This is a genomic window from Arthrobacter sp. SE2 (assembly GCF_058244265.1).
The window spans coordinates 254155-279641 of record NZ_JBZAYA010000001.1 but is presented as its reverse complement, the minus strand read 5'-3'; the positions used below and the strand labels follow the sequence as shown (position 1 = coordinate 279641).

32 protein-coding genes are annotated in these 25487 nt (G+C 61.5%); 4 read left to right on the top strand and 28 right to left on the bottom strand.

Annotated features, from left to right (window positions below; genetic code table 11):
- Positions 1-180: 180 nt before the first annotated feature.
- Positions 181-1788 (bottom strand): hypothetical protein, encoded by a 1608-nt coding sequence (locus AC4CS3_RS01445; RefSeq protein ID WP_490781903.1) that lies wholly within the window; start codon positions 1786-1788, stop codon positions 181-183.
- A 109-nt stretch (positions 1789-1897) separates the two neighbouring features.
- Between AC4CS3_RS01445 and AC4CS3_RS01440 the strand changes: the two genes are divergently transcribed.
- The 3 genes from AC4CS3_RS01440 to AC4CS3_RS01430 all read left to right on the top strand — a co-directional run bounded on the left by AC4CS3_RS01440 (position 1898) and on the right by AC4CS3_RS01430 (position 3662).
- Positions 1898-2608 (top strand): SOS response-associated peptidase, encoded by a 711-nt coding sequence (locus AC4CS3_RS01440; protein WP_490781902.1) that lies wholly within the window; start codon positions 1898-1900, stop codon positions 2606-2608.
- 151 nt (positions 2609-2759) lie between these two features.
- Positions 2760-3233, top strand: a complete 474-nt coding sequence (locus AC4CS3_RS01435; protein WP_490781901.1) for a DUF805 domain-containing protein — start codon at positions 2760-2762, stop codon at positions 3231-3233.
- A 129-nt stretch (positions 3234-3362) separates the two neighbouring features.
- Positions 3363-3662: a hypothetical protein gene (locus tag AC4CS3_RS01430; protein ID WP_490781900.1), complete on the top strand. Its 300-nt coding sequence runs from the start codon at positions 3363-3365 to the stop codon at positions 3660-3662.
- A 599-nt stretch (positions 3663-4261) separates the two neighbouring features.
- Here AC4CS3_RS01430 and AC4CS3_RS01425 read toward each other — a convergent pair.
- Positions 4262-4525: a hypothetical protein gene (locus tag AC4CS3_RS01425; protein WP_490781899.1), complete on the bottom strand. Its 264-nt coding sequence runs from the start codon at positions 4523-4525 to the stop codon at positions 4262-4264.
- A gap of 128 nt (positions 4526-4653) precedes the next feature.
- Here AC4CS3_RS01425 and AC4CS3_RS01420 point away from each other — a divergent pair, with 128 nt between their 5' ends.
- Positions 4654-6141 (top strand): hypothetical protein, encoded by a 1488-nt coding sequence (locus tag AC4CS3_RS01420; RefSeq protein ID WP_490781898.1) that lies wholly within the window; start codon positions 4654-4656, stop codon positions 6139-6141.
- A 238-nt stretch (positions 6142-6379) separates the two neighbouring features.
- Here the strand turns inward: AC4CS3_RS01420 and AC4CS3_RS01415 are convergent, their stop codons facing one another.
- From AC4CS3_RS01415 to AC4CS3_RS01290, 26 genes are all read right to left on the bottom strand, one after another.
- Positions 6380-7585: an SGNH/GDSL hydrolase family protein gene (locus AC4CS3_RS01415; RefSeq protein ID WP_490781897.1), complete on the bottom strand. Its 1206-nt coding sequence runs from the start codon at positions 7583-7585 to the stop codon at positions 6380-6382.
- Positions 7586-7942 (bottom strand): hypothetical protein, encoded by a 357-nt coding sequence (locus AC4CS3_RS01410; protein ID WP_490781896.1) that lies wholly within the window; start codon positions 7940-7942, stop codon positions 7586-7588.
- Between the two features lie 12 nt (positions 7943-7954).
- Positions 7955-8455, bottom strand: coding sequence for a hypothetical protein (locus tag AC4CS3_RS01405; protein WP_490781895.1), 501 nt, complete (start codon positions 8453-8455; stop codon positions 7955-7957).
- On the bottom strand, positions 8452-8778 hold the full coding sequence (locus tag AC4CS3_RS01400) for a hypothetical protein (RefSeq protein WP_490781894.1): 327 nt from the start codon (positions 8776-8778) through the stop codon (positions 8452-8454). The genes AC4CS3_RS01405 and AC4CS3_RS01400 overlap by 4 nt, the downstream gene beginning before the upstream one ends.
- Complete coding sequence (locus AC4CS3_RS01395) at positions 8778-8903, bottom strand: hypothetical protein (RefSeq protein ID WP_490781893.1); 126 nt, start codon at positions 8901-8903, stop codon at positions 8778-8780. Before AC4CS3_RS01395 ends, AC4CS3_RS01400 begins: the two co-directional genes overlap by 1 nt.
- Positions 8904-8906: 3 nt before the next feature.
- Positions 8907-9860, bottom strand: a complete 954-nt coding sequence (locus AC4CS3_RS01390) for a LysM peptidoglycan-binding domain-containing protein (RefSeq protein ID WP_490781892.1) — start codon at positions 9858-9860, stop codon at positions 8907-8909.
- Between the two features lie 62 nt (positions 9861-9922).
- Entirely contained in the window at positions 9923-10252 is a 330-nt protein-coding gene (locus AC4CS3_RS01385; RefSeq protein WP_490781891.1) for a hypothetical protein, read from the bottom strand.
- An 11-nt stretch (positions 10253-10263) separates the two neighbouring features.
- Positions 10264-10650: a hypothetical protein gene (locus AC4CS3_RS01380; RefSeq protein WP_490781890.1), complete on the bottom strand. Its 387-nt coding sequence runs from the start codon at positions 10648-10650 to the stop codon at positions 10264-10266.
- Between the two features lie 26 nt (positions 10651-10676).
- A complete protein-coding gene (locus AC4CS3_RS01375) occupies positions 10677-11588 on the bottom strand; it encodes a hypothetical protein (protein WP_490781889.1) in 912 nt (303 codons plus the stop codon).
- Positions 11588-12694, bottom strand: a complete 1107-nt coding sequence (locus tag AC4CS3_RS01370; RefSeq protein ID WP_490781888.1) for a Gp37-like protein — start codon at positions 12692-12694, stop codon at positions 11588-11590. The genes AC4CS3_RS01375 and AC4CS3_RS01370 overlap by 1 nt, the downstream gene beginning before the upstream one ends.
- Positions 12694-13671, bottom strand: a complete 978-nt coding sequence (locus tag AC4CS3_RS01365) for a phage tail family protein (RefSeq protein ID WP_490781887.1) — start codon at positions 13669-13671, stop codon at positions 12694-12696. Before AC4CS3_RS01365 ends, AC4CS3_RS01370 begins: the two co-directional genes overlap by 1 nt.
- 11 nt (positions 13672-13682) lie before the next feature.
- Complete coding sequence (locus AC4CS3_RS01360; RefSeq protein WP_490781886.1) at positions 13683-17348, bottom strand: peptidoglycan DD-metalloendopeptidase family protein; 3666 nt, start codon at positions 17346-17348, stop codon at positions 13683-13685.
- 19 nt (positions 17349-17367) lie between these two features.
- Positions 17368-17766, bottom strand: coding sequence for a hypothetical protein (locus AC4CS3_RS01355; RefSeq protein ID WP_490781885.1), 399 nt, complete (start codon positions 17764-17766; stop codon positions 17368-17370).
- 50 nt (positions 17767-17816) lie between these two features.
- A complete protein-coding gene (locus AC4CS3_RS01350) occupies positions 17817-18161 on the bottom strand; it encodes a hypothetical protein (RefSeq protein WP_490781884.1) in 345 nt (114 codons plus the stop codon).
- Between the two features lie 29 nt (positions 18162-18190).
- Entirely contained in the window at positions 18191-18331 is a 141-nt protein-coding gene (locus AC4CS3_RS01345) for a hypothetical protein (protein WP_490781883.1), read from the bottom strand.
- A 91-nt stretch (positions 18332-18422) separates the two neighbouring features.
- Positions 18423-19088, bottom strand: coding sequence for a hypothetical protein (locus AC4CS3_RS01340; protein ID WP_490781882.1), 666 nt, complete (start codon positions 19086-19088; stop codon positions 18423-18425).
- A 51-nt stretch (positions 19089-19139) separates the two neighbouring features.
- On the bottom strand, positions 19140-19544 hold the full coding sequence (locus AC4CS3_RS01335) for a hypothetical protein (protein ID WP_490781881.1): 405 nt from the start codon (positions 19542-19544) through the stop codon (positions 19140-19142).
- Positions 19541-19840 carry a hypothetical protein gene (locus AC4CS3_RS01330; RefSeq protein ID WP_490781880.1) on the bottom strand — a complete coding sequence of 100 codons (300 nt, stop codon included), beginning with the start codon at positions 19838-19840 and terminating at the stop codon, positions 19541-19543. Before AC4CS3_RS01330 ends, AC4CS3_RS01335 begins: the two co-directional genes overlap by 4 nt.
- The gene (locus AC4CS3_RS01325; protein ID WP_490781879.1) at positions 19840-20160 is read right to left on the bottom strand and encodes a hypothetical protein; all 321 of its coding nucleotides are present in this window, start codon (positions 20158-20160) and stop codon (positions 19840-19842) included. Before AC4CS3_RS01325 ends, AC4CS3_RS01330 begins: the two co-directional genes overlap by 1 nt.
- Positions 20161-20170: 10 nt before the next feature.
- Positions 20171-20563 carry a hypothetical protein gene (locus AC4CS3_RS01320; protein ID WP_490781878.1) on the bottom strand — a complete coding sequence of 131 codons (393 nt, stop codon included), beginning with the start codon at positions 20561-20563 and terminating at the stop codon, positions 20171-20173.
- A 2-nt stretch (positions 20564-20565) separates the two neighbouring features.
- Positions 20566-20871 carry a hypothetical protein gene (locus AC4CS3_RS01315; protein WP_490781877.1) on the bottom strand — a complete coding sequence of 102 codons (306 nt, stop codon included), beginning with the start codon at positions 20869-20871 and terminating at the stop codon, positions 20566-20568.
- Between the two features lie 115 nt (positions 20872-20986).
- Positions 20987-22003, bottom strand: a complete 1017-nt coding sequence (locus AC4CS3_RS01310) for a major capsid protein (protein ID WP_490781876.1) — start codon at positions 22001-22003, stop codon at positions 20987-20989.
- A 17-nt stretch (positions 22004-22020) separates the two neighbouring features.
- Positions 22021-22407 (bottom strand): hypothetical protein, encoded by a 387-nt coding sequence (locus AC4CS3_RS01305; RefSeq protein WP_490781875.1) that lies wholly within the window; start codon positions 22405-22407, stop codon positions 22021-22023.
- A 12-nt stretch (positions 22408-22419) separates the two neighbouring features.
- Positions 22420-23058 carry a hypothetical protein gene (locus AC4CS3_RS01300; protein ID WP_490781874.1) on the bottom strand — a complete coding sequence of 213 codons (639 nt, stop codon included), beginning with the start codon at positions 23056-23058 and terminating at the stop codon, positions 22420-22422.
- A gap of 86 nt (positions 23059-23144) precedes the next feature.
- Positions 23145-23876 (bottom strand): VG15 protein, encoded by a 732-nt coding sequence (locus tag AC4CS3_RS01295; RefSeq protein WP_490781873.1) that lies wholly within the window; start codon positions 23874-23876, stop codon positions 23145-23147.
- A 2-nt stretch (positions 23877-23878) separates the two neighbouring features.
- Positions 23879-25477, bottom strand: a complete 1599-nt coding sequence (locus tag AC4CS3_RS01290) for a hypothetical protein (protein ID WP_490781872.1) — start codon at positions 25475-25477, stop codon at positions 23879-23881.
- Positions 25478-25487 lie beyond the last annotated feature (10 nt).

Genomic DNA, 25487 nt, shown 5'->3' with positions numbered 1-25487 from the left:
CAGATTGTGGTTTGGCGTACCCGCGGGTGTACTCAAACGCGCTCCACCGGCATTTTTCGGCACGGGAGCGCACGCAGCTTCTTGCTCAAGCTATCCAAGGCATTGGACGTTGCAGCTGTGGAAGTCCTGGACGTGGCAGTTTCTTCAGAAAGATGTGTCCGGGTGGTAATGCGGGACAACTCATCGAACGCCATTGATCACAACCAGCTTGCCGCGCTCAATTGAGTCCTTGGCTCCTCTAAGTTGATCCGACCGCATTACGGCGCGGATGGCACCTATTGCGATATGAACCGAGTTGTCCCGACGTTCCGTAGCTTCCGTCATCGTGAACCGCTTCTTGTCGTTGCCGTGCACAAGGTTGCTTCTGTCGTCATAGAGCTTCCCAGCTTTTTGGAAGAACGTTGCGCGGGCTTCCGCGTCGTCAGGATGAAGTACCCAGGCAAGGGCTCCGCTTACTCTCAGTTTCGTTTCCCCAGCTGCGCCAAATAAGTTCTCCCAGACGATGACTGCGTCAATGAAGCCGTCGTGAGGGCTAAACCTCTCGCTCACGGCTGACAGGAGTCGCTGGACGCCGGTTTGCATCCCTGTTGGTAATTGGGACAGAATCTGATCCCATTCCGTCACACCCTCGACGTCATCCGCGACCAACTGCCTCGATTGGAAAGGGGCAATCGGCCATGCAAGTGGGCTCTTTCCCCATGATCCACCGAGTGAGAGCGGGTTCGGCACGCTGATGAAAGATTGCCCCACAGCCAGAACTTCGTCCTCACCTGACGAGAGCAGGACGGCCAACCGTGCACGATCTATCCGGTCCTGCAGGTTCTCATGGAACTTTTCGCCTTCGCCATTGTCGGGCCCGAAGGTAGTCGGCCATTTCTCCCTATTTGATTCGGCCGGGCCAGCGAGTTTCAGGGACACTTCAACTTCCAAAATTATTGCTTCGTGAGGCGATTCAGCGAGAAGAGTGTTGTCAATGGCGGTTTTGCGCCTAAAGCGTGCTCCGTCCAAAGGGAGCTCAAGAAGGCCATCGGCGAAAGATACGCTGTAGCATCCGACTATCGCTGGTATTTTTGTCTCTTTGCCTTCCGCCAGATTTCGGGCAGAGGCCAGGGTTTCTCTGACCGAGCAAAGGTACGAGTTCAGGGGTGACAGACCCTCTTTGAATGCGCCGGGAGCCCTGAGCAGAATTGCCTGTGGAACTGCGGTCATCTGGATGGTTCCGCCGTTACCATTTGACCAGCGGGCGTAGGAGGTCAGATCGAAGGTTATCCCAGTCGGATCGTCGGAGAAGTCCGCGTCAGGGAAGAGTTTCATGAGCGGCTCTTTTTCCTGAAACATCTTTTTCAACACAGTCTGACGTTGAGGATTGGACCACATCAACGTCGTAACGTCGAACTGGGATCCGTCGCCCCTGCCCCCGATCAGGAAGAGTGGGTAAATGTCGAGAGCCAGCCGACAAAGCGCTGCCTCCAATTCGTCATCCTCCTGATACAGGGCCGATGGTTGGCCCCCGCTGTAATAGTGCAGGTGTGTAGCACGCGTTAGGCCAATGCTCGGGTCATGGGTGCAAAGAACTGATGCAATATGGTGCATGCGCAGCAGGGGGTTCCAGGCCTCGAGTTGAGAAGAGGCGAACATCCGGACCAGCGTATTCGCAACTTCGCTCTGCTTGGGCGAAAGATTCGTGCTGGTGTCCCCTTCGGCGACTGCTAGAACATACCGTGTCATACTCTCTCCCAGATAAGACTTCACCTGGGCCCATGTACTTTGGTCAGCAACTTCCGCCATTTATTTCCCCTATCGACCACAAAAACAGTCCTGTTCTCTCCCTCATCCAACAGACTCTGCGGGCACTGCGCAACTGGCAGGGGCCAAACCTCGGAGGCATGATTGGGGTATGTGTGGACGCTACGTTGTTTCGAAATCGGCTGCCGACCTTATGGCTGCTTTCAGTGTCAATGAGTCTTACGTCGATGAGCTGCAGCCTTCCTACAATGTCGCCCCAACTGATACCGTGCCATTGATCCTGGACCGGCGTTCCGGGGACGACGATCCTGTGACGAGGAAGCTGGTCACGGCGCGTTGGGGCCTCGTGCCGTCGTGGGCGAAAGACACCAAAGGCGGTGCGCGACTCATCAACGCCCGGATGGAAACCGTCACAGAGAAGCCGTCCTTCCGGAAGGCAGCCTCGGCCAGGCGCGGATTGCTTGTTGGCGATGGCTATTACGAGTGGGAGAAGACCCCGGGCGGTGGCAAGATTCCGACCTACCTGCACGACGCCGATGATCAGATCTTGGCGTTCGCGGCATTGTTCGAGAACTGGCCGGATCCTGCTTTGCCGGACGGGCACCCTGAGAAGTGGTTGCGTACGGCCACGATCATCACGACGGCGGCCTCAGACGCGCTCGGCCACATCCATGACCGCACGCCGCTGATCGTGCCGCCTGAAATGTTCTCGGACTGGCTTGACCCCGAGACGACGTCCGAGGCTGATGTCCGGGCCCTGCTGGACTCCATGCCCGAGCCGCACCTCGTGCCGCGAGTGGTCAGCGACAAGGTCAACTACGTGCGGAACAACGGCCCCGAACTCATCCAGCCGGCCGCCTGAGCCTGTAAATTGCGGGGTAGGCGAAGATCCTCAACGCTCGATCGCGGTCGCTAGTTCCGACACGCCTCCGGAATTTCATCTGCAGGACAACTTCTCAGCTGGCTTGGACCCCTACGATGAGTCGTCATCACTCGTCTATTTAGGAGATCCATTGTCGCACCAGCAGCAAGAGACCGTCCCGGCCGGCAGTACCGTCCCGCTTTGGGCCCCGTACTACGGTGCCCCCATCGGTGAGGCAGCACGCCGGTTCTTCAAGAAGTACGCTACCTTCACCGGCAGGGCCAGCCGCAGCGAATACTGGTGGTGGACACTCATCTCCGCTGTCGTCGGCATCGTGCTGAACATCATCATGTCAGTGGCCGGCTCCGCGGGTGCCACCCTCAGTGACTCCGGGGCTATGGTTCCGGGTCCTGGCATGATCGTCGGCGTCATTCTCCTGGTCATTTGGGGCCTGGCAGTCATCGTCCCGTCTCTGGCCCTCACAGTCCGCCGCCTCCACGATGTGAACTTCAGTGGCTGGATGATCCTGATCGGCCTCGTCCCGTTCCTCGGTGGACTGGCCCTGCTCATCTTCACGATCCTGCCGTCAAAGCCGGAAGGCCAGCGGTTCGACGTTCCTGCCTAAGTCCATATCAGAGGACAACCTCAAGGGTCACCGGCGTGATGCCGGTGGCCCTTCAGCGTTTTCCTCATCCGGCCGAATCACATTTTCTTCCCCGCACTTTTTGTCTGCCTGCGGTGGCAGACTCGGGCTGTGGAGGAAAAGAAGTTCTGGCAGCCGCCGCACGCGCATAGGCCCACGCCTGTGGTGCCGGCCGTGGATCCCGCGGCCGTGGAGGGCGCGACAAGGGCCAAAGAGCCCCTGCCTGTGTTCGTGATGCTGGATTACAACAACGGGCAAAGCCACGAGGTGCCAGCCTTCGCATACGGGTGGACGAAGGTGCACGTGCTTGTGTCCGTGCCCTGGCCGATGGATTACTACGAAGGCCGCAAAGAAGTCTGGGTGGAAGCGTCCAGGGTTCGGCGCCGGACCATCGACCCAAGAGTGCGTTAAACGACAAAACAGCCCCTCACCGTGGGGGACGGTGAGGGGCTGTACATGTGTAGTCGTGGGCGCGGGTACACGGGCCCGCTAGGTTGCCGGTTACCCCAATCCCACAGGGCCGCATTCCGGCGCGCATCCAGTCAGGGGCCGGACGGTTCAGCATAGGCGATTGGCGTCCGCAACATCAAGGATGGTTGCCACGACTCGACAGCCTCTCTCCGGACCTCGGTTTCATCGGTTGCAACCTGACGTGAAACATCAGGATCCTCACAGGTAATTTTCAAAGCCCACGCGTAAAGGATTCGTAAAGATCGCCTCGAGCGCGCGGAAGCAAAGCTACGTTGGTTACCACTCCGCATGAAGACAGCTCATGGTCTGGGGTAGCAAACTGCACAGGCCAACGGGGAGGTCCGAACGTGTTCACGCGGTTACGACGGCTATTCAGGGGCGAGAAATCCTGTCGATTCTGCGACAAACCAATGCCCCGCAAAGTGAAGACGGATTTCTGTTCGGCTGAGTGCCAAGATCGCTGGGACTACCTGCAGGTCCACTGACGCGCGTGAAGTTGAAGTTTCTTCACCGTTCGGCGTGGATCACACATTGTTCAATTACCACATGACGCCGAGTCCGATGAATATGTCAGCCAACACGACGACACCGATGATGACGCCAGCATTCGCGACCGACCTTGGCGTGCTGTCCTCCTCGGTTCCCCCTCGCGCCGATCTAGCTATCCCGATTGCGACAATCGACAAGCCCGCGGCGATGGGAGCGGACACGGAGGAAGGTATTACAAGCACGCCCAGTCCAACTAGACCTAGGGCGACCGACGTGACGGCGCGCTCAATCGCACCCCGGGAAGATAGTCTCATGGCCACATCATCGCAGATGCGCGATGATCGCCAACCGGAGCGATGTTCGACTGAACCGTTGTTTGGAGCCTGTACGATGGGAAAATCGTTGGCCTGACCGGGGGATATTCATGTCGCAAGCGTCCAAAGTGGCTCAGAACATTGCGGTGAAGATGCCAATGCCGAACCCGGCCCTGGCTACCCTTGTCGCACTAGCCCTTTGTGCGATCGCACCAATCTTGATCGAGTTCGGTACCCCAGGGGAGGCCTCGGGCGGCAGCTACGTTGGGCCGCTTCTCGTTGCTATCGTTTCAGGTTGCGCTTTTTCGGTGGTCCTTGGATCACGAAGTCGCCGGTTGTTCTCTATGACATTTTGGCTGTTTGTCTATGTCTTCCTTGGAATCGCACCAATGATTCAGCTTCGCTTGGGGCAAGACACTGATACAGCCAGAAACATCAATCACACTCTTGACTGGACGACAACTGCAGTAGTCCTAGTCGGATGCGCGGCATTTTTGTGCGCCTGGCTGTTCCGAACCAAAGATGCTTCGGAGGCTAAGGGCCTGCCCGAACTCAGCAACGGGAGACTCAATCTCCTCTCAATCGTCGCGATTGCAGTATTTGCCTACTACACATCAAAGATTGGATTCTCGAACCTCTTCATTAGCCGGTTGAATCTGGACTACCTTCGGAATGTAGTTTGGTCCGATCGCACAACTGCATCGCTCGTGACCGGTGGGACACAAATGGGGCTCCTAGTTGCTATGGTTGGCCATCTTCATTTTCGAAAGGCAAGGAAGGCAGTCGGCGAGCGAGCCGGACGATTCCTCCCCTTCGTGGTCTTCGTCTGCCTATTTGTTAGCGTCAATCCGATCAACAGCCCACGTTACGTTTTCGGAACCGTTCTTCTAGCCGTTCTTGCATCGACGGGCGCCTTCTCGACCCTTGGCAGGTTTCGTTTTGTCGCTCTGGGTTCGATCTTCGGAATGGTCTACTTGTTTCCGATCGCGGACATGTTCCGATCCTCATTGACTCCTGCCAGCACGAAGTCACAGAACCCGCTCGAGGCCATGCTGAGTGGAGACTTCGACAGTTGGTCGCAGATCACCAACGCCGTCGAGTATGTGGCGTCCTACGGACACACGTGGGGCAGTCAAATGTTGGGTGTTCTATTCTTCTGGGTGCCTAGGAGCATTTGGCCTGACAAACCGATCGACACTGGCGCGATGCTCGCGGATTTCAAGCTCTACGACTTTCGAAACCTGTCAGCACCTCTGTGGGGCGAGCTCATGGTGAATGGCGGCTGGGTTGCTTTGGTAGTTGGCATGTTCTTGGTAGGTGTTCTAATCCGTCGCCTAGATCGCAAAACCGAGATGACGTTGCGAACCAGTTCTATCCCGGGGGTGCTTGGGTCGATCGTTCCGTTCTACCTAATCCTTGTCCTTCGAGGATCTCTGCTGCAGTCCATGGCGAACCTTTCAGTAATTCTGGTGGCGTACTTCTTCATCAGACGGAGACCTGAAAAGGTTCTGCTCGCCACCGGGGTACAGCTTGATGAGAGAGTGCCGCTTTCTTTAGGCATCCGGAGAGGACGAGACCTGAGTGGCGCCCGTGCGGAACGAACGCCCCAAGCTTGACTTGACCCCTATACTTTTGGCATGGGGACAAGGCCGATAGACCGATTGTTGATCTGGATCAACCGTCCGCGTCGATGCGCGGAATGCGGGGTCCGCGTTTCCGAGAACCCCGCATCTTGGGCGGAGCCTGCGCTCTGCTCTGACGAATGCCGAGCAGAGTACCCCCGCTCGATGGCTGTCTAGCTTACTTGATCTTCGTTAGGTCGATCATCGTCTCGGTAGCCATCACGAAGCAGGACTAATTTGGACTCTGGGCCGCGGTCTCTCCGATGGCCGCGGTCAGATTGACCACTGACGGATAGCTGAAGGCCACGGTTGCCGCAAATCCGGCGCGTAGGCCCGTAAGAAGATTCACCGTGACAGCCCCGGAGGAAGGGGCAGCGAATTCCATGTAGTAGACGCCGCGGTTTACGGCTGCGCCTATCCCCAAGCTGACCGGCTTGTACGTGGTCCCGCCGCCGCATTGAATCTGGACCTGCGAAGTCGTGACGCCATCGGTCGTGATGTATCCCCCGATAGCGATGATGTCACCGGCTGCCACTGTAACCGTGCTGACACCCTGGAGACCACCTGAGGCAGTAGCTGATGCATTCAGGGCGATCTGCTGCATCTTGCCGGGCACCTGGGCGTCGGTCACGAGACTGTACACGGTGTTCGCGTCGGTGGTCGGTGCACCAAAGGGGCTGAAGTTGTCCGGCTTCTTGAGGTCGCCTGACGTCGACTGGAACAGCGGGTTGCGCATGAGCCAGACTCCCTGACCGGAATCCACGAGGTCTGTGCACAGGGCGGGCATGGTGCCAGCAGGGCCGGCTGCGTTCAGAGTCGACACAACGAGGGCGCCGATGGCTACTGCGGCTGCGGCATTGCCATGCGTACCGTCAGAGGCGTAGGCATCTTTCCAGTTTCCCGCCGGGGTGGCTGTTATCCCGTCCTTGGCCAGAAGCGTGTAGAAGTCCACGAGCGGCAGGCCGTTCTGGATGGCGTAGCGACGAATCCAGATGTTGACCTTGAGGATGACCCTCTGCCGCTGTCCCGCGGTGTTCTGGGGTGGGATTGTGCATGCCACAGGGATCGAACCCACGGCTTTCGCTGACCGATAGATCGCCTTGAGGTTGGTGGCGATGGTGTTCACCATTTGGATGTCGGACTGCCCACCCGAGATGCCCTGGCCGATGTCATTGGTTCCGGCCTGAACCAGAAGGTAGGTAGGGCGCCTAGCCAAGGCGGTCTGAACCCGGGCAAAGATCTGATCGGAGCGCTCGCCGCCGATTCCATGAAATCCGGCCGACGTGTATTTCTGCTGCGATGCCAAACCCACGTGAAGCGGGAACGCATCGCCGTAGTTGTACGTGGCGAAGGGTCCCTGGACGTGACTATCACCCAAGTAGGCGATCGAAGACCCGCGAAGGAACGGGGGACGGGAGGGAGCGTCGAGAATACCCATTTAGCTCACCACAATCTGGGGTACGTTGGTCGCCGCGCCATTGGCGTTGCGGGTGATGGTCGGCTGCGTGAATGTCTTCGTGGCCGGAGAGCCGTAGGTGATGTTGTAGGCGAGTACCGCCCCGCTAGCGTCTCGGCTTGTGATCGTGAGCGTGCCCGGTGTCCCGTCGGGCCATGCCACAGCAGCGCTCGTAACCTGGTCCGAACCGTCGAGAGTCACCGCTCCAACGATCAGGAGATCAGGGCTTTTTGCCGCCTGGACAAGCCCAAGAACCTGCCCGACTCCGAGCCTGGTCGGAAGGCTTTCGTCCTTCACTCGGCCATCGTTGCCGACGATTGCCGTCTTGATTATTGCCATGATTCTGGCTCCTTATACAGTGATGAGTAGGACGTTGGGATTGGTCGGGTCAACGGCCACAGTCCCGTCTGACTTGGTGCTGATGAGCAGCACATTTGGATTTGAGGGGTCCACTGCGAATCCGCCGCCTGCTGCTGTCGCGGACGCAGCTTCGGCGGCAACCTGTGCGGCTGCGGCCGAGGCAGCAGATTCGGAGGCTGAGCCTGACGCTGTGTTCGCGGCCTCCCGAGCCGCTTTAGCTTCGTCCAACACCGCCTGGGGCGAGGACAGGAACCCTGTCAGGCCGCCGCCAGACCATTTCACCCGCATGCTTGGGGCACGGAAGTTCGGCCCAAACGCGTCCGGCGAGGATGTCAAGGGGTTGGCCAGCGGTAGGCCGTTCGGGTCAGTCAAAACAAGAGGCGTCGCACCCGCAGTGTCCGCCTCGTCAAAAATAGTGATCTGAGCGTTTGGGGCCCGTGTGAACGTGACAGCGTCGACGAAAAGCGCCGCCTCAAAAGGGTAGGTAGTCACGAGGTCTCCTTGTGGTCTGCCCGGTGCGCCGGCCCGCTGTCGGGCTGCTGTCCAGCTTGTTCAAGGATCGAAGCCCACCATCGAAGAATGGTCGTGTACGCGAGTTGCTGGGCGCCATACACGGCAAGGATGGTCTGGGCCCAACCTGCCGGGCTGTAAAGCTGGCCGCTCGCCCACAGGTAGCCGGTAGCGATCACCAGAGAAACGACGATCGGAACACCCACCTTGATGACTTTCGACCATGATTCCGACTTGGCCCAGGCGATGCCGAGCGGTGAGACAACGGTGAGGACCGCGGCCATGATAGTTGTGAGCGTCTCCATTAGAGAGCCCCTTTCACGAGTTCGAGGACCACAACGACGGCGTCCACAACGGTTAGTGCGTAGATCGCAAGGCAGGTGGTGGCCGCCGCGAGGGCGATGGCCACCACCCAAAGGAGTGAGCGCACGGTCTAGGCCTTGACGGTGAGGACGTTGCCGATGTAGATCTCGGCATCCGGCCCGGGAAGGCCGTTGAGACTGGCGAGGTATCCGGCGTCGAGGCCGTAGTAGTCGGCGATCGAGCGGATCGTGTCGGGAGCCTCGATAATCCACACCAGCGGCCCGGGAATCCAGATCTTCTGGCCGGGGGTCAGCTTGTTCTTGTCGACGCGGTTGTAGGCCGCGATCTGGTCGACGCTCGGGCCGTTGTAGTAGGCCTGAATTTTGGAGAGCGTGTCACCGCGCTCAACCACCCAGTGGATTTCGTTGTCACCTCGGATGATCTGCCCGGGGGCAGGAGGCGCGGGTGCCGGGGCTGGGGTGGAAGCCGGCGCAAGAGGTGCAGGAGCGCCGCCGTCGAGGACGGCGTTGATAGACTCCCGCAGGCCGTCCATGCCGCCCGGCCAGCCAGCCGGGTCGATCTTGCCCTCGGAGGAGTATTCGAGGTGGCCGAGCTGCAGGCGCAGTTCCTCCGGCTGGTTCAAGAGGTACGCCCGCTCCAGTGCCGCGCCCAGGTGCGGCGCAACCCTGAGCTGGTCCTCAGTCCAGTCGAACGGCGCGACCCCGGAGGACTCCATTTCGATGCCGATGAGGTAATAGTTCCCGGCGTCCGTCGGAATCCCGGCGGCCGAACCGCGGCCCGCATGGTTCGCCAGTCCCGCAGCGACAAGGTAGACGGTGCCGTTGCGCCCGAACACGATGTTGCACAGGGGCCCGGCGAGGTCGGAGCGCCCACCGATGCACATGTTCAGAGTCGGCGCGTCGGAGCCAGCGAACGCACCACGGTTCGTCGCGGTGTGGTGCCAGAGGACACCGCGCACGTCAGCGAGATCCTGGCCCGCGTAACCGCGGGAAACCCAGCCGGCAGTCTCAACGACGGTCAGTCCTGCGGCGCGAAGGACATTTGCAAGATTCGAGAGCTTCATGATGGCCCCTTTCCGGGCATGAAAAAGGCCCCGGCAACTGCCAGGGCTTTTCGAGGGTTTGTTTAGGTGGTGCTGTCAGGCGGCGGCCTTTTCAGGACAGGCCAAGGCCGAAGCTCCTGATCCGTCATGCCATGCTCGGTGCAGTCTCGGCGCAGCTGGGAGGCATACTCTTCGGTGATGCGCCGGTTATGCGCTTCCCGGTCGGCTCGGTCACGCTCCCGCTCGGCATCCGCCCAAGCCTCGTTGCGTTGCTCTTTCAGCGTGACGTTCCGGGCGCGCTCCCGACCTGCGGCCCCGGTGAAGAACTTCACTAGACCCTTGATCAGCTCCAAAGCGACCATGCCGCCGCCAATGCTGACCATTGCCAGCACGAATTGTTGTGTTCCGTCCATTCGCTGGACCTCTACTTTTCGGGGTCGTAGGCGAAGTGCTTGATCTTCACTAGTCGGACAGCGAACGTGAGCAGGGCGAACGCGATGAAGCACATTGAGACGATCCGGGCGCTCGGCTGCGTCAGAGGGAGCGCAAGAACCGCCGCGCCATAGATCGCGATCGCGAACATGCATGCGATCGTGGCGGGCCGTTCGAGCCACCAAATCCCCGGCAAAGTCGTCAGCGAACCGAGAACACCGCCGAAGATCAGCAGCCCTGCCCAGACATGGACCAAGATCTCTCCAAGGCCGCTCTGCATCGTCCGGGGAGGGTCAAGCAGGACGGCCGTGCCAGCGATGGCCATCATCAGGTATGCGCCGCAATAGCAGATGGAGAAGAAACGAGGCTCTTGGATCATGAACCACAGGTTCTTGAGGACGGCGATCATTTCATGGCCGCGATTCCGTTGAGCTGGCAGATGTTCCCCTGTGGGTAAGGGCCGACCGAAATTCCTACACCATTGACGACGTAAAACGTGCCGGAACGATAACCGTTCGTCGTGCCCGGAACAAAAGTTGTATCCACCGGCTGAAGTCCCGGTGGGAGCTTGGCGATAATCCACCGCTCAACAACCGAACCAGCAGCGCCCGAATACCGGACGTCGGCTGAAACCTGAAGAAGCTGGCCACGGGACAAGATGCGGGCACTGGCCCTCGATCCGCCATTGTTCAACCATCCCGCCTCAAGCGGCAGCTGGATCCAAGGCCCCACGCCGTCCTCATTGACCCAACCGGGCATGTCGTTGGCCAAGAGCTCGTAGGACCATCGGTTGCCATTGATCTTGACTGAGGCGCCCAGACTGGCGAGGTAGCCGAGTGCCAGCTCATCCTTGGCGATCATGCCACCGTTACCAGCCCAGCAGCGCAAGTCGATGATCTTCTCCGGTGCGCTCAGCCCGGCCTTCCACTTGACAAAGGCGATGGGCTGGTCATCCTCGACGCCGGGGCCGGTCTTGCGCGCTGCGGGGATCTCGGCATCCGCAGATCCCGGAGTCGCCACGAGTGTGGACGGGCCGCCTGCTGCAGGCTGCCAGTTCCTACGCACCGAGATTAGGTCGTACCGGACACCCGAGACGATTGTCCCGCACTGCACGACCTGATCCGTCCCGGCCTCGTCCGTGACGCCCCAGCCGTGGGCCTTGCCCTTAGTCACGATGACCGCATACGGGATCGACGGGTGAGGCTTCACTTTGAAGTCTTCGGCACCGTACACCCCATAATCAGGCACTCCGGCCCGGTTCTTGGCCCGGTCGGTTTCGGTCACTACACCGTCGTAAAAGACGCTGGTCAAAGCCATTAGCGGGCCTTCCTGTCTACGTTGTCGCGCTGCAAGGCGCGGATTCTCTTGGCCAAGGCGGTATCCGGATCGTCGGTGCGCTCTCCCACAATGGGTGTGGCCGTGTCGCCGTCCTTGTCCCAGGACAACCGGGCCTCGCGGAGGACGTCGGTGAACGCTTGCCCGCGGATCATGGCCGTCACGCGGTCGCCCACGCGCAGCCCGTCCCCGCCATAGCGGAAGTGCTTCGTCTCGGACAGCTCGAGCGACAGCCCGGCCAGCGGCGCACCTTCCGCAAGGACTTCCTTGGCGCGGTCGGCGTAGACGTCGCCGGAGGATGAGTCTCGGGCGTCTTGCAAGACCTCGATGATGTCGTTCCAAGCTGTCTCGCGCGCAGGCTCCGAGAAGCCTTTGAACTCGCGCGCGACGCCCTCACCCTGGCCGCCGACAACCACGCGGGTCACGGCCGGGGCAGCCAGCGAGTATGTCCCGCCGATGACCGTCCCGTTCTCAGGGGAAAGATGGTGCGCGTAGTCGCGGGGTTCGTAGCAGTCCAGCAGTAGGCCATTGCCTTGCTGCCGGACGGTCACGCCGATCCCTGCTTGGTCAACTGCGGGAAAGAGCCGGTCATAGGCCGGGTGGAAGCGGAACGTGTACTTCCCTGACGTGCCGCGCCCAAGGGACGGCGCCACCGCCAGCGGGTAACCGAGCCGGGTTGCGGCCTCGGCCATTACCGTCTTGACGACAGTCTCAGCCGGGCCGGTAATGGACCGGTACTCGACGTCCTGCCCGGTTAGCGGCGCCGTCGGCTTCGGCCAAGCCAACCAGTTATTCAGGATCCGGAAATCGTCCTCGACCGTGAAGTTCAGCGTGGCCGCCGTCGTGAACTGGCCGCCGGCCAACCTGACGGGCCCGGACATTTGAAACTCGCTGTGCCGGTAGATCATCACCCGGGCGCCAGGCTCCATGAGGTCCGCAGCCCGCCGGTGGTTCGCGTCGATCGTGAACGTCGCGGTGGACTTCACGTTGTGGCGGATGGCCGGCTTCAGATCGAGCGGCCGCCCAACCCACCCCTTGAACTCCCAGCCTTTGTACACAACGATCTCGTAGGGAATCTCGGAAGTCACTACCAAGCCCTCCGATACCGGTTCTGCACCTCGGCAATCACACTGCCGGTGCCAGTCATTTGAATGGTGAGCGGGCGGTCCTGACCGCGAGGAATCGATACGAAGGCCGACCCCGGGTCAAGGTCCGATGTACGGTCCACGGGTGACAGGATCGATTTCGTTGCCCCATCCCATTCGCCGTACCAGAGCACCTGGCCGTTGACCGGGTCAGTGTCCAGCTGCACCGCGTAGCCGGCGGGGATCTCGAACGGGACGATGATGTCATTGCCGCCGATACCGAATGAGACGGCCGTGGTGTGACCGACAACCGTCCACACCGGATAGGCCGCGACGTCGCCGTCGTTCGTGAACGTCGCTTCCCCGAGCGCGCCGCCTGGCGATAGGTAGTGGATGGCATCCGCCGGATAACCGTAAGCAATCCGGTCCGCCTCGGTGATGTAGTAGTTGCGCATGTCGCCCTGCGCCCATGACTTCGTGACTTTCTCGCCAAGCCAGTACGGCTTATCAGCCAAGAGGTTGATGCCGTACTTGGCCCAGCCGCGCTGGATCGTGTCGTGCGTCAGTTCGTCATCAGCGCTGATCAGCCGGAGCCCGAGCGTCCGCCGATCACCGTTCGGCAGTTTCGCCGTCCAGGTGCCCTCGAAGTCAGGGTCGAGACTGCGCCAGAAAGCGCGGTCCCGCTCCATGAACTCGGCAGAGCTCGTATCCGAGTACAGGTAGAGCGGCCAGAATGCATCCCGGTCCTTGGTGGATGTGCCGAGATGCCTTGACCCGGCCACTGCGGGCGACGAACTGGACTGCCGCTCAAACGCCGGCAGTTGTAGCCCGCGCACCCCCGGCCGCAGGAACAAACCTGCGGCCGGGTTGGTGAGCTCCCACTCGCTGCCATCCCAGCCCGTCCATGACAGGCCAATGCCCCGCCACGGATTCGCCGGAGGTGCTGGCGGCCTGTACGGGGCGGCGTAAACGATACCCACTATGTGACCTCCTAGATTCCGAAGGCGGCGAAAGTATCCCGCCGCTTCGTTTCGATACGGTTGGCAACCTCATCCGGATCCCATCCGACGTTGCCCTTGAAGATCACGTCCCCACGGCCGCCGGCGCCCTCGGCCCGGAGAGTCGCGAGCCGGTGAATATCGGCCCACTGCTGCGGGTTGAGTATCGCCTCAGGCTGGCCGGTCCGGTTGACGACCTGCGAGACACCCGGGGGCAGAATGCCCCCAAGGTCATACAGCGCAGGGTCACCGATTGCGGAGCCTTTGCCGCCGCCGGTGATGACGTCCGCGACAGTGCTAAACAGCTTCTTGCCGATGCCGATGGCAATGTCAGCCATGATGCCCGCAGCCGGAAACGCCGACTTGAACTGCGAAAGCAGCCCGTCGATGATCCCGCCGAACGGATTGAAGCCGCCCCCCGATGGAATCCCCGCCCCGCCAAGGTAGCCGTGCGGGTCGATGTCGTTTGGCCAGCCGCCGGCGAACGTGCCGAAGTGCAGGTGAGGCCCGGACGTGATGCCCGTATTACCCGACAGCGCAATCTGCTGCCCGGCACGAACCATCTCGCCGACCCTCACAGCCATCGAGGACAAGTGAGCGAACCATGTCTGGATGCCGGAGCCGCCGTCGACGTGGATCTCGTTGCCGCCCCAAACACCCGGCGCCGCAATGCCAGGACCGGACCAGCTGACACGGCCGTTCTCCGTCGCGAACACCGGAGTGCCAACCGAAGCCGCAAGGTCGATGCCCTTGTGGACCCGGTTGTAGCCCTGCGTTTCGACCATCTGCTTCAACGGATTCACGTACCCGCCGTTCATGTAACCGGCCAGCGAGTCAGCCAAGGCGTACAGGTTCCGCACGCCAGCGCGGCGGGTCTGCTCCTTGGTGAACACGAACTCGCCGCCGTGAACGATGCCCGCAGGCTCGTCCTTGGCGCCGTTGCCCGTGTAGCCGCCGTTCATGAAGCCCTTGGGGAGTGCCACACGCGGCAGCTTGTCCACGCCAGGCAGGATCCCGGCAATCGTGTTGAACGCGCCGATCAGGCCATCGTTGATGACCGTGTCCACGACGAAGCGGACCGGTGCTTTCGCGATTTCCTGTAGTCCGTCCCAGAATTTCTTGATGAACCCGACGCCGTCCTCGAAGGCCTTCGGAATGGTCTTAGTGATGAAGTCCGAAAGGGTGTCGAAGACGGGCTTGATGACGTTTTCCCAAACCCACTTGATCGCCGAACCGATGCCGTCGAAGGCGGGCTTGATGACGTTCTGGTAGAGCCAGTTCACGGCCGGCGCGAGGATGTTCTGGAAGAAGTACACCCAAGTGTCGATCGTGGGCTTGATGACGTTTAGCCACACCCAATTGATGGCGTTGCCGATCGCGTCAAAAACGGGCTTGATGACGTTGTTGTAGAGCCACGTGAAAGCCGCTGGGAGGATCGTTCCGAACCACAGGTTCCAAGCGTCCACAACCGGCTTGATCACGTTGTCAGAAACCCACGAAATGGCAGCACCGATGGCATCGAACACCGGCTTGATGATCGCGTCGTGGAACCACGTGAACACGGCCGCAAGGACGTCCCGGACGAAACCGACGGCGCCATTGAAAATCGAGACGGCCGAGTTCCACCAGTCAGCGATGGTCGAACCGATCCCTTGGAAAACCGGGACCATGACGTTGTTCCACCACCACATGAACAGCGGCGCCAGGATGTTCTGAATGATCGAAACGATCACCTGAAAAATGCCCCGGAACAGCAGGTAGAACCCGCCCAGCACCACGGCGGCGCTATCGAAAACCGGCTTCAGAATGTTCGTATACAGCCAGCTGAAAATCGCGCCGACGAGGCCGACTGCGAAAGAAATTCCGTCGAAAATCGGTTTGATGACCGACTCATAAACCCACGTAATTACCGCGGCGATTCCATCGATGGCTGGTTTGATCCAGTCCGTCCACAGGTAGGTGAAGAAGTCGCCAACGGCTTGGATCGCGGACTGCCAGGCCGGTACAGCCGTGCTAGTAAACCAGTCGACCACCGCAGCAATGGCGCCTTGCACCCACTGGAAGGCCGTCGAAACGGCATCCGAGATCCACTTCATGGCGGCATCGACGCCGGCCCGGAACCAATCGAGGTTGTTGTAAGCCCAGATGAAGCCAGCAACCAAGGCCGCAACGATCGCGATGATCAGGCCGACCCAGCCCAAGGAAATGAGCCATGCGGCAGCGATCTTCACCGCTTGGATGGTCGCCTGCGTCCCCATGAGAACCCAGCCGGCAATCATGGTCGTGACGGCCCACGAGTGAGCGAAAGCCGCCTTGATGGCCTCGGCCTTCGTGATCCCCCATGCGATTTTCTGCTGGATAGCGGACTTCATTGCTTCCACCCCGAGCGCTACCCAGTGCGGGATCAGGGAGACGACGATGAGACCGGCGATGATGCCGATCGGCTCGCGCATGTCCCAAAGGAACTTGGCCACGTCGGACCCCGTCGAGATGACCTTGCCGAGCGCGTCAGGAATCTTTAGGACCATGTCGCGGACGGTCAGAAGGAAGTCAACGAAACGGGAATCCTCTTCCCAGCCGAACGCCTGCCGCAGCTTCCCCGTGTAGTCGCCCCCGACGATCAGGTCATAAAGACCCTTCGCGCCGTCGCGGACCTTCAGCAGGAAATCGACCAACTGAGAATCTTCCTCGACATGGAAAATCTCGCGAAATTTGGACGTGAAATTCCCGCCAACAACCAAATCCCAGATTGCCTGCGCGCCGGAAAGGGCCTTATCAAGGAAGATCCCGATCGCCGCGCCGGCGATCTTTGCGCCTTCCTCAAGAGGCTTCAGCCAATTGATTGCGCCAGCGAAAAAGGCTTGGATCTTCGGGTACACGCCGGAGAGCAGCGAGGCGCCGATGCGGCCAACTGAGGCAATGGTGTTCTTGAACGCGCCCCGCAGGGTTTCGCCTGACTTCAGCGCAGCCCCGCCGAGACCCTTTTCCATGGCGTTCTGGAAGGTCTCGAAATTGATCTTTCCTTGGGAAGCCAGGTTGACGGTTTCCTCGGCGGACTTGCCGAGCTCCTTGCTAAGCAACTGGATAATCGGGATACCCGCGTCGTTCAGCTGGGCGATAACGTCGCCTTGGATTTTGTTGGACGCGCTCACCTTGTTGAAGATGGCGCCCATTTCGCCCATCCCGACACCGGCGATTGTCGCCGCGTCCCCAGTCAGCTTCAGAGTTCTCTCGAGATCCTTGCCCGGCTTCACGCCAGCAGCGACGGCACCGGCAGCGACTGTCGCGGCATCACCAAGGCCAAAAGCCGTGCCCTTCACGGCAGCCATCGCGTCGTTCATGATGCCCTGCACGGTCTCCGCTGAGTGGCCCAGGCCGCTGAGCTTGGCCTTGGCCTCCTCGATTGCCTGGAGCCGTCCAAAGCCCTTCGCGAGGGCCGTACCGAAGGCCGCGCCGACGGTCAGCCCGCCAGCGATTCCAGCGGCCTTCATGGTCCCGGACATGAACCCGCCAACAGCGCCAGTCAGTTTGCTGCCGAGGCTCTTACCGGCGCTGTCACCAGCAGTGCTGGCGGCAGCGTCGAGCTCCTTACCAACCTTCTTCTGGAGGTCCTTGAATACCGGGACCACAAGGATGTCGGCGACACCGATCGTGGGCATTTGGCCTCCTATGAAGTTGTCAGATGTCCTCCGGAGAGAATCCGAACTGCTGGACGAACATCTCGGCCCAGTTGCGTTCCGCGGCCTCGACAGCGCGGTCAATCTCGGTGTACGGGGCGGGGAAAGGCGTCTCTTCGCCAGGCTTCCCGCCGGCCGCTGCGATACTGACCTGCCGCAAGCCTTTGACGGCGTGCAGGATCTCGCGCAGCACAGTGATGTTCAGGTTGAACTCTGAAAGCGGCGGCGCCCACGGATCGGCATCGTCGTCACGGCGTGACAGCCTCTGCTCAGCCAAGATGGCGGCCATTTCGGGATCGTTAGCGATCGCCTCGTTGAGCCTGCAGGCAGTGGGGAGCATGTCGATCAGTTCGAGCAACCCAACCCACCTGCCCGCGGCGTACCATTCCGCCAGATCCACGCCGTACTCCCGCAGGAGGTCGGCGCGGATCTGGGGACGGTAGCGGCTTACTAGCTCGCGGAGGCGGCGGCGTTTCCCGCAGTGCCGACAGTCTGCTCGTAGTAGGCGATTGCAGCCTGCACGACGGCGCCCAGCTCGCGGACGGACAGCTTCTCAGCCTTCAAAGCCGCAGCATCAGCCTTGGTCAGCCACTTTTCGAGAGCGTCCCAGTTGGTCGAGCTCTGATTCAGGGCGCCGAAGATCTCCTCGGCCTCGACCGACTCGACAGCGTAAAGGTCCGGGAACGTGATGATCTTGGACGCGGACAACGCAACGCGAAACACTTCGGGCTTGGCAACCTCCTTGCGAAGGCTCGCGAGGGAAAGGTGGACGGTCGGCTTGTCGTTTGCAGCCATGGTGTTACCTCCGGGTGTGAGGGGTGGATTTACTTGGTGGGCTTGGCGGCGTCGGCCTTGGGGGCCTCGCCCTTCTCTTCGGTGTAGCCGTCGCGGCGAAGCTCAGCGGCCTCGGTAGCGACCGCGGTGTCGACGGCGTGCTTGCCGTCCTTTGAAATGAAGCGGGCCATGATCGACTCCTAAGAAACTTCGGGTGCGTGGTGAAAACGGTGCGCGTCGCCACACCCGGAGAGCGACGCGCACCGTGCCTATGGGGATGGATTAGGTCCCGGCGGTGAAACCGAGGGCCGTCTTGTGCTTCAGAGCACCGGTGCCGCCGATGTAGTGCTTCACCGGGACGCCGATCTCGGCATCCGTGAACACGTCGAAGGTGTATGCCTGCTGCACCGGGTCACCGGTGCCCCACTTCTGGGAATCCGTCGAGGCGAGCTTCACAGAACCGTAGCCGCGGCCAAGGATCCAGTTGTCAGCGGCCGGACCGTCGTTGCCCAGGATCAGAAGGCGGTACTCCTGACCAACGGGCAAGTCCGGCTCGTCGAAGACGATCTCACCGGTTGTCGCCGACTGGGTCACCGCCGAAAGGTCGGTTCCGTAGGTCAGCTCGAGCATGTGCTTCCGGCCGGTTTCCAGCGCGGTCATCTTCACCGAACGCGCCACCGTGTCAATGTCGGAGCGGACCGGGCCGGCATAGCCAAGCGCGGACACGTCAGACTTGCTGATATCGCGGCCGAACTCGAAACCATCCGGGGTGACCATCCCAAACGGGAGGTAGCCGAGCGCCTTGAGGTCGATCAGGGCCCCGCCGACGCCAAACAGGCTCGTGGGCAGTTCAACCGATGGAGGTGCCAGGAATGCGATGGCCTTCTGGATCTTGCGGATCAGATTTCGGTCGTCAGCTTCCTGCTGAATCGTGGCAAAAGTTGGCATGACAAAAGACCCCTTTCAAGGGCTTGGAATTTGTTGGTTCCCCGTTCGGGGTCAGATAGGCCGGGAAGTGACCAGGAAAGTCGCGACGGCCTTATTGAGAGTGTCCGACTGGTAGGGCACATCAGCGGGCGTTATGTCCGCCTCAATGCTGTCTATAAACCCCGAGGGCGTTTCAATGTCCGTACCGATGATGGAAGCGCTGATGGACACCAGCGTGTTCACGGCTTGCTGGCCAGGCGCGTAGACCTCGATCGTGGCCCGGTCGACTTGGTCAACAAAGCCGCGTGTACCGCCGCCCGCGTAAACCAGCGCGACCGGGAACGGCCCTTTGATCGCGCCGTAGCTGTCGGCGGGGAGCTGATAGACGACCTTGACCGGCTTCCCGAGGTGCGTTTCACCGTCGATCAGATCGAACAGCGCTTCACGGGTGTCCGGGAAAACCAGAGCATCAATCATCTGCCCCTCGCATTCATGGCCTCAGCGACGCGCAGCAAGATCGCGTCGCGCGTATCACGCCAGTCGGCCCGGGACTCGCGCACCACGGCCCCGGCGCGCCGATCGTTCGTCCAACCAACGGTGACCGTCGAAGGGGCGGCCTCGTAAGCGCCACGCCCCACAGCCTGCGCATTCCCGGCCAGGCGCTGCGCCGCGGACAACGTAGCCGCAGCGACTGCTGACGACGTTCCCAGATCCTTGAGCCCCGAATCGTCAGCAAGGTACGACTTCGAACCTGGCACCTTGTGCAGACCCATCAGCCCATCACCAACCCAACCTCGGAACCGAACGGCCACTCGCCCGGGCGGCCCTCAACAGACCACGTGCCAGCCATGCGCGCGCCATCAGGGACGCGGACACGGTCAGCAGGCAGAAACGCAAAGCCCGCATCCCGGTAAAGGACCGCTTTCGAGTCAACGACGTCGGAACGGTCCAGCGGCTCAGCCGTGGCACGCGGGCCGACGATGCAGTCAGTCAACGGGATCTCCTGCACTGGCAACGGATTGCCCTTCGCATCACGGCCGCCGCCGCGAAGCACCACAACATCGGTGCGCCACGACTTTGGAAACATGCTCACAATGCCCACGTCAGCCTCCGGGGTGAATCATGAAGGCTTGACGCCGCTTCGACTTGGCAAGGAGCCGCTTGTCAGCAGCGGTCAGGTAGAGGCTGCCGTCAGGGTTGGCCATCTTGCCACCCATCGAGAATGGACCGGCCCCGAACTGGAATGACTCCATGCCCGACGGCGGCGCGTTCTCGTCCTTCGGCTCAAGCGCGCGCTTGACCATTCGGCACACAACCAGGCGCGGCACATCAGCGTCAATGAGTCCAGCGACGATGCGTCCGTCGAGATCCGCGTACAGTGCCCGGACTTCAACGGACGCTTCATGAAGCTTCTGCTGAGCCTCGGATTCCTTCGCGGCGGGAAGAGCCGACCAGTGATCCTGGAGGTCTTCCAGCGTCGCGTAGTCGGCCGCCATGCTTAGGCCTTCCGGGGACGGCCGCGGCGCGGAGCCGGTGCGGTGAAGTCGGGGGCGTCGGTCTTCGCGGCGGGGTCGACGTCGTCGCTTTCGTCAGCTTTGCTTTCGCCCTCTTCCTCGCCGTCGTCGTCGCCCTTGTCAGCGTCGTCGGCCGGATCGCTGTCGGTGCCTTCCGGGTTGCTTCGGCCGCCTTCAGCACCACCAGCGGTGAAGTCAGGGGCGTCGGTCTGGTCCTCAGGTTCAAGGCAATGTTTGCCGACGAGACCTTCCGCCCACTCGGGCAGCTCGTCACCGGGAGCAAAATGCACGGGCCCAGACTCACCATGAACAAAAACATGTGCGGCAAAAGTCGCCATACTGACTCCTAAAGATTGGGGCCGAACGGCGCCCGGACTCGAAGCCCAGGCGCCGCCCAGCGGTCAACTAGAGAACCTTGGCCACGAAGGACAGGTTCGCGTTCGCCAGAACGGGAAGGGCGATGGCATCCGAGACAACCTCGGCAATCATCGGGGGCTTCTCGTTCTTGTAGACGCCAACGACGACGCCGGGCTGTTCGGACGGCTCGATGGCGTAGTTGGAATCCATCGAGGTCAGCGTCTGTCCCCAGAAGGTTGCGCCCATCTCGGACTGGCCGGACTGCGGATCAACCGGGGCCGGCAGGAACAGGAGCTTGTCGTCAGCGATCACGCGGCCACCGGAAGTGGAGCGGTCGTAGATGAATAGTTCCGGCAGGCCGGCGGCGGTCAGGAGGCCGCGCACGTCAGCTTCCAAACCGGGGCGGGTAGCGCCGTTCGCCAGCAGTGTGGCGAATTCCTTGCCCGCGGCCAGCGCACGGAACACGCGGCGGGACATCAGCATGCAGCCAGGGACCGTGCCGTTGTTCGTCGCCGAGTACACGTCCGACCATGCATTCAGGTCGCTCAGGCGCGACACCGTCGGGTCAGACCAGAGCGACGCCGCCGTGACGCTATGGGTGCCGGAGCGTCCAAAGTCGTCATCGGAGATGAAGTTCGTCTGGTTGATGGTGGCCTTGCCCGTGGCCAGCACGGTACCGCGCAGGCGCTCGATACGGTCGGCGACGGCGCGGGCCGCGTTCGAGATCTCCTTGAAGATCGAGTCGCGGATCACCTCATCCGGCGAGTTGCGCAGCAGGAGCTGGTCGTATTCCGAGACCGGTCGGTTCTGGCCGAGGGCGGGCAGGTCAATGGTGACGCGCTGACCCGAGGTGGAACCGGCCAGTTCCGGCTCGGCGTCAAAGGCGCGGAACGCGGCTTCCTGCACGAAACCGGCCTGCCCCTTGCGGAACCGAACCGAGAGGTCAGAGACCTCAGTATTCGGAATCCAGCGGGCCAGCGAGGCATTGTTGACTTCGAGGTCGGACAGGGCGGCGCGAGCGTACCCTGTGGCCTCGGCGGGGGTGACGAGATCGGTCCAAAGCATAATCAGTCACTCCTTTCTTAGACGTAGACGATGGTCGTAGCGGACAGCTTGGCGGCGGCAGCGGGCTTCACGAAGACACCCGGGACCTTGGAGGCCACAACGCGGCCGTGGTCCAGCAGCGGGGCGGCAACGTTGGTCTGGCCTTCCACCTGCAGGTCGAACAGGATGTGGCCAGCGAGGATGCCGGCGCCCGTCACGGTGGCCTCGGTGGCGTCGTAGGGGACGAGAACGCCGCCTACCTTGGCCACGGGCTGGCCAGAACGGAGGTAGCCGTCCGGGAAGTGGGTTGCCTTGGTGAAGGCGGCGACGCTGACCGTCTCGGTGCGGGCATTGCCAATGGCATGTCCGGAACCGAGCCAGGCAAGATTTCCGCTGCCGTAAGTTTCAGTGCGAAGACGAGGCATGGTGGATCCTTTCTAGGACTTCTTGTTGTGTTTGGCCGCGTACGCGTCGCGGCCGGCGGCAAGCGAGCCGCCAGTCGGGTTGTTTTCGCCGGAGCGGTTGCCGGATTCGTGCACCGGGGCGGGCTTGGGAGCCTTGCCCTCGGCGGCGGCGATTAGCTCGGAGATCTCCTTGGCTGAAGCTTCAAAGGTCGCCGGGTCGGTCCCGGTCACCAAGTGCTGGCGATTTTCCGGGACGGGATACTTGGCCAGCGCGGCGAGACGGGCGTTGGTGGCCTTGAGCTTCGTGTTCTCGGCTGCCTGGTCGTCTCGTTCCTTCTTGGCACGGTCGATTTCGGACAGTTTGGCGTCCTCCGCGGCCTGAATTTTCGCCTCAGCATCAGCAGCCCGTTTCTCGGCAGCAGCACGAGCATCGCGCTCAGCCTGCAAAGCCTTCAGCCCACCTTCGCCAAGCTTCTCGCCGGCGGCCTTCGCAGCTTCTGCGGCCGCGGCGTCAGCTGTAGCTTTTGCTGCGGCGTCGGCGGCTGCCTGCGCGGCTGCTTCCGGGGTGATTTCCATGACCGCATTGCCGAAACGGGCCCGGTTGAAGGCGAACAGTTTCTCAATGCCGCCCGGGGCAGTGATGTCGATACCGTGGGGAAAATTCTTGCTCAATTCGAACTCCTTATTGGATGCCGCATCGCACGGCGAATAACCCTGCCCGCATCGCACGGAAGGGAGAGTGTGAACCGCCGGAGCGGTTAGTGGGTGTGGACTCCGTCATTGACGACGTCCGGGTGAAGCCTGCGGAAGGCCGCGCTGATGTCCTTGAGATTGCCGGAGCCGGCTTCTTCGCGAGCGGCCTGATACATCGCGTAGTAGTCGTCCGGCAAATAGCCAGGCGGATAGTCCTTAGCGCTGGCTATGCGCGTGGGGATGCAGTCGCACAGTCCGTGGTACTTATGCCCGTCGCCGCCGGCAGACTCTTTGGACAGATAGACGGCGTCCCGCGATGCCAGCACGAGGCACCAGGCGCACGTCTTGGCGCCAGTCGGCACACGGGCCCAGCGAGCTCCCTCACGCTCAGCGTTGTGAGCGATCGCATCCCGACCGGGTTGCTTCACGTACTTATCCGCCGCGCTCAGCAGCCCGCCCAGCATCGATGCAGGATCCGGGGTCCACAGCTGCCCGGCGAGGTAGCGGACTTTCGCCTCCACCGCCGACGCGGGAATGCCAGCTCCCACAACCGCCGCACGGAATATGCCAGCAGCACCCGACGCTGCCCGGAGCTCGTCGTAGTAGTCCATGGCGAGCGCCTCGGCAGCTGAGCCATACTCGGACACCAAAAGCGGCACGAACTCCAGCAGCGCGTCCCGAACAGCCTCCGGCTTGGCCAAATTGAGTATGCCGAAAAATCCGGCCAACTCATCGCGGACAAGCTTCGAAAGCCCTGCGTTAACCGCCCGGAACTGTTCAATGATCGGATCGGTCATTGCTACGGATTCTCACGAATGGTGATCGGTGAGCCCGGCATGAACTTGACGCCAGTCAGGCCCGAACGTGCGGCCGCGTCGCCAGCATCAACACCAGCGCGGCGAAGCACGCCCAGTGCGTCAGCCTGAGCCTTGAGCACCTGCGCTTGCTTGAGCTGGTCATCAACGGCCCCGGCCGGCGCCGTAGTGCCATCACTGAACACTGGAGTCGCGGACGACTTGGACGCCGCCACCAGAGCGTCAAGACGCTGCCCGGCTTGCGCGCGCTTCGCATACGCGAGGTTCCGCTCGATCTGCGTCTTGGACAGCCCGTATTCCTCCATCGCAACCTCAGGGTCACTGTTGGGGAACGCCGTGGTGTACTTCAGGGCCGCATCGGCGCGTGCCGAACGAGTAGGTGTGCCAGCGTTCGCAAAGTTTGCCGTCAGCCCCCGCAACTCGGCAGCCATGCCCGGCGTGATCCCGCCGTGCTTCACTGCCAAGATCGTCCGGGCCAGCGACTCGTGTGCAATCTTGTAGCTGATATCCCGCTCGTTCTCAACCATGGCAACCATGTCCGACTCCGAAGCGAGAATCGCATCAGCAGACGACGGATTGTCGTGAATGATGCCGAGATAGCCGACCGGGATTGACAGCTCACTGGACACCATCAACCCGATGGTGCGCATCATCTCCGAATGCGGCTGCATCGACGCTTGCTGGAGCTGCTTGATGTCCGGGCGAACAAGCTTCTGCTCGTCCTCATCGAACACGTCAGGCAGCGCCCACATGCCGCCAATCAGGGCCTCAAGGGGCGAGATCCGCTTACCGTCCGGGCCAGTGAAGTGCGCCTCGTCAGCGCCAAGCAATGCCCGCTGCGGGGCCGAGAAGAACTCGGCAGTAACTTCCTGCCGGAGCATTGTCCGGACGCCCTTGTCGATGTAACCCATCAACGGGCGCGTCACCCTGGACCGGCCAAACTGGCGGGACAGAGACCAACCCCAGATATACGGGATGCAAGGAATGAGGCCAGACAAGTTCTTAATCTCGCGCGTGACCATCCAGCCGTCCCGGCCAGAATCCAAGCGCAACGTCTTGCCCGGAACGTACAACAACGCCTTAGTGGCCGAAACCATCTCGAGAGCCAATGTCACGCGGTTCGTCCTGGCGTCAACTTCCGCCGTGGCCTCGAGTGCCGTGCGGGCTGCAACGATCACATCAGGCTCGGCAAGATCCGAATCGCCAGGGGTCACAAAGACGAACGCGACAGAATGCTGCAAAGACGACTCAATCGCCATACGCTCCACAGCGCCAAGGTAGTTGTCCTCGAAGGTCGCGTTGACCTCTTCCAGCAGCGTCGACGGGCGCGGAAGGGTGAAGCCGTCGGGGCGGATCCGCGACGCCGGAACCTTGATCCCCTTCGACGCCCAACCAATCGGGGTCTGAAAGTCAATCATGTGCGGCGGAACCGAAAAGCCGATCTTGTCCAGACGCTTCTTATCCTCGACGTACGCTTCCCGCAGCTTGTTACGGGAAGCCTTGCGCCGGATCGTGGACAGCATCCGATAGAACGCCGTCGACTCCTCAAAAGAGAGCTTCCGAACCACGTCAAGAACAGCCACCAGCGTCACC

Bases quoted from the DNA above. Each gene is read 5' to 3' on its own strand.
- AC4CS3_RS01425 (WP_490781899.1), bottom strand. From the start codon at position 4,525: ATGAGACTATCTTCCCGGGGTGCGATTGAGCGCGCCGTCACGTCGGTC.
- AC4CS3_RS01415 (WP_490781897.1), bottom strand. From the start codon at position 7,585: ATGGGTATTCTCGACGCTCCCTCCCGTCCCCCGTTCCTTCGCGGGTCT.
- AC4CS3_RS01345 (WP_490781883.1), bottom strand. From the start codon at position 18,331: ATGGCCCGCTTCATTTCAAAGGACGGCAAGCACGCCGTCGACACCGCG.
- AC4CS3_RS01410 (WP_490781896.1), bottom strand. From the start codon at position 7,942: ATGGCAATAATCAAGACGGCAATCGTCGGCAACGATGGCCGAGTGAAG.
- AC4CS3_RS01385 (WP_490781891.1), bottom strand. From the start codon at position 10,252: ATGGACGGAACACAACAATTCGTGCTGGCAATGGTCAGCATTGGCGGC.
- AC4CS3_RS01320 (WP_490781878.1), bottom strand. From the start codon at position 20,563: ATGGCGGCCGACTACGCGACGCTGGAAGACCTCCAGGATCACTGGTCG.
- AC4CS3_RS01310 (WP_490781876.1), bottom strand. From the start codon at position 22,003: ATGCTTTGGACCGATCTCGTCACCCCCGCCGAGGCCACAGGGTACGCT.
- AC4CS3_RS01440 (WP_490781902.1), top strand. From the start codon at position 1,898: ATGTGTGGACGCTACGTTGTTTCGAAATCGGCTGCCGACCTTATGGCT.
- AC4CS3_RS01335 (WP_490781881.1), bottom strand. From the start codon at position 19,544: ATGATTGATGCTCTGGTTTTCCCGGACACCCGTGAAGCGCTGTTCGAT.
- AC4CS3_RS01445 (WP_490781903.1), bottom strand. From the start codon at position 1,788: ATGGCGGAAGTTGCTGACCAAAGTACATGGGCCCAGGTGAAGTCTTAT.
- AC4CS3_RS01380 (WP_490781890.1), bottom strand. From the start codon at position 10,650: ATGATCCAAGAGCCTCGTTTCTTCTCCATCTGCTATTGCGGCGCATAC.
- AC4CS3_RS01360 (WP_490781886.1), bottom strand. From the start codon at position 17,348: ATGCCCACGATCGGTGTCGCCGACATCCTTGTGGTCCCGGTATTCAAG.
- AC4CS3_RS01400 (WP_490781894.1), bottom strand. From the start codon at position 8,778: ATGGAGACGCTCACAACTATCATGGCCGCGGTCCTCACCGTTGTCTCA.
- AC4CS3_RS01340 (WP_490781882.1), bottom strand. From the start codon at position 19,088: ATGCCAACTTTTGCCACGATTCAGCAGGAAGCTGACGACCGAAATCTG.
- AC4CS3_RS01305 (WP_490781875.1), bottom strand. From the start codon at position 22,407: ATGCCTCGTCTTCGCACTGAAACTTACGGCAGCGGAAATCTTGCCTGG.
- AC4CS3_RS01295 (WP_490781873.1), bottom strand. From the start codon at position 23,876: ATGACCGATCCGATCATTGAACAGTTCCGGGCGGTTAACGCAGGGCTT.
- AC4CS3_RS01375 (WP_490781889.1), bottom strand. From the start codon at position 11,588: ATGGCTTTGACCAGCGTCTTTTACGACGGTGTAGTGACCGAAACCGAC.
- AC4CS3_RS01390 (WP_490781892.1), bottom strand. From the start codon at position 9,860: ATGAAGCTCTCGAATCTTGCAAATGTCCTTCGCGCCGCAGGACTGACC.
- AC4CS3_RS01330 (WP_490781880.1), bottom strand. From the start codon at position 19,840: ATGGGTCTGCACAAGGTGCCAGGTTCGAAGTCGTACCTTGCTGACGAT.
- AC4CS3_RS01350 (WP_490781884.1), bottom strand. From the start codon at position 18,161: ATGGCTGCAAACGACAAGCCGACCGTCCACCTTTCCCTCGCGAGCCTT.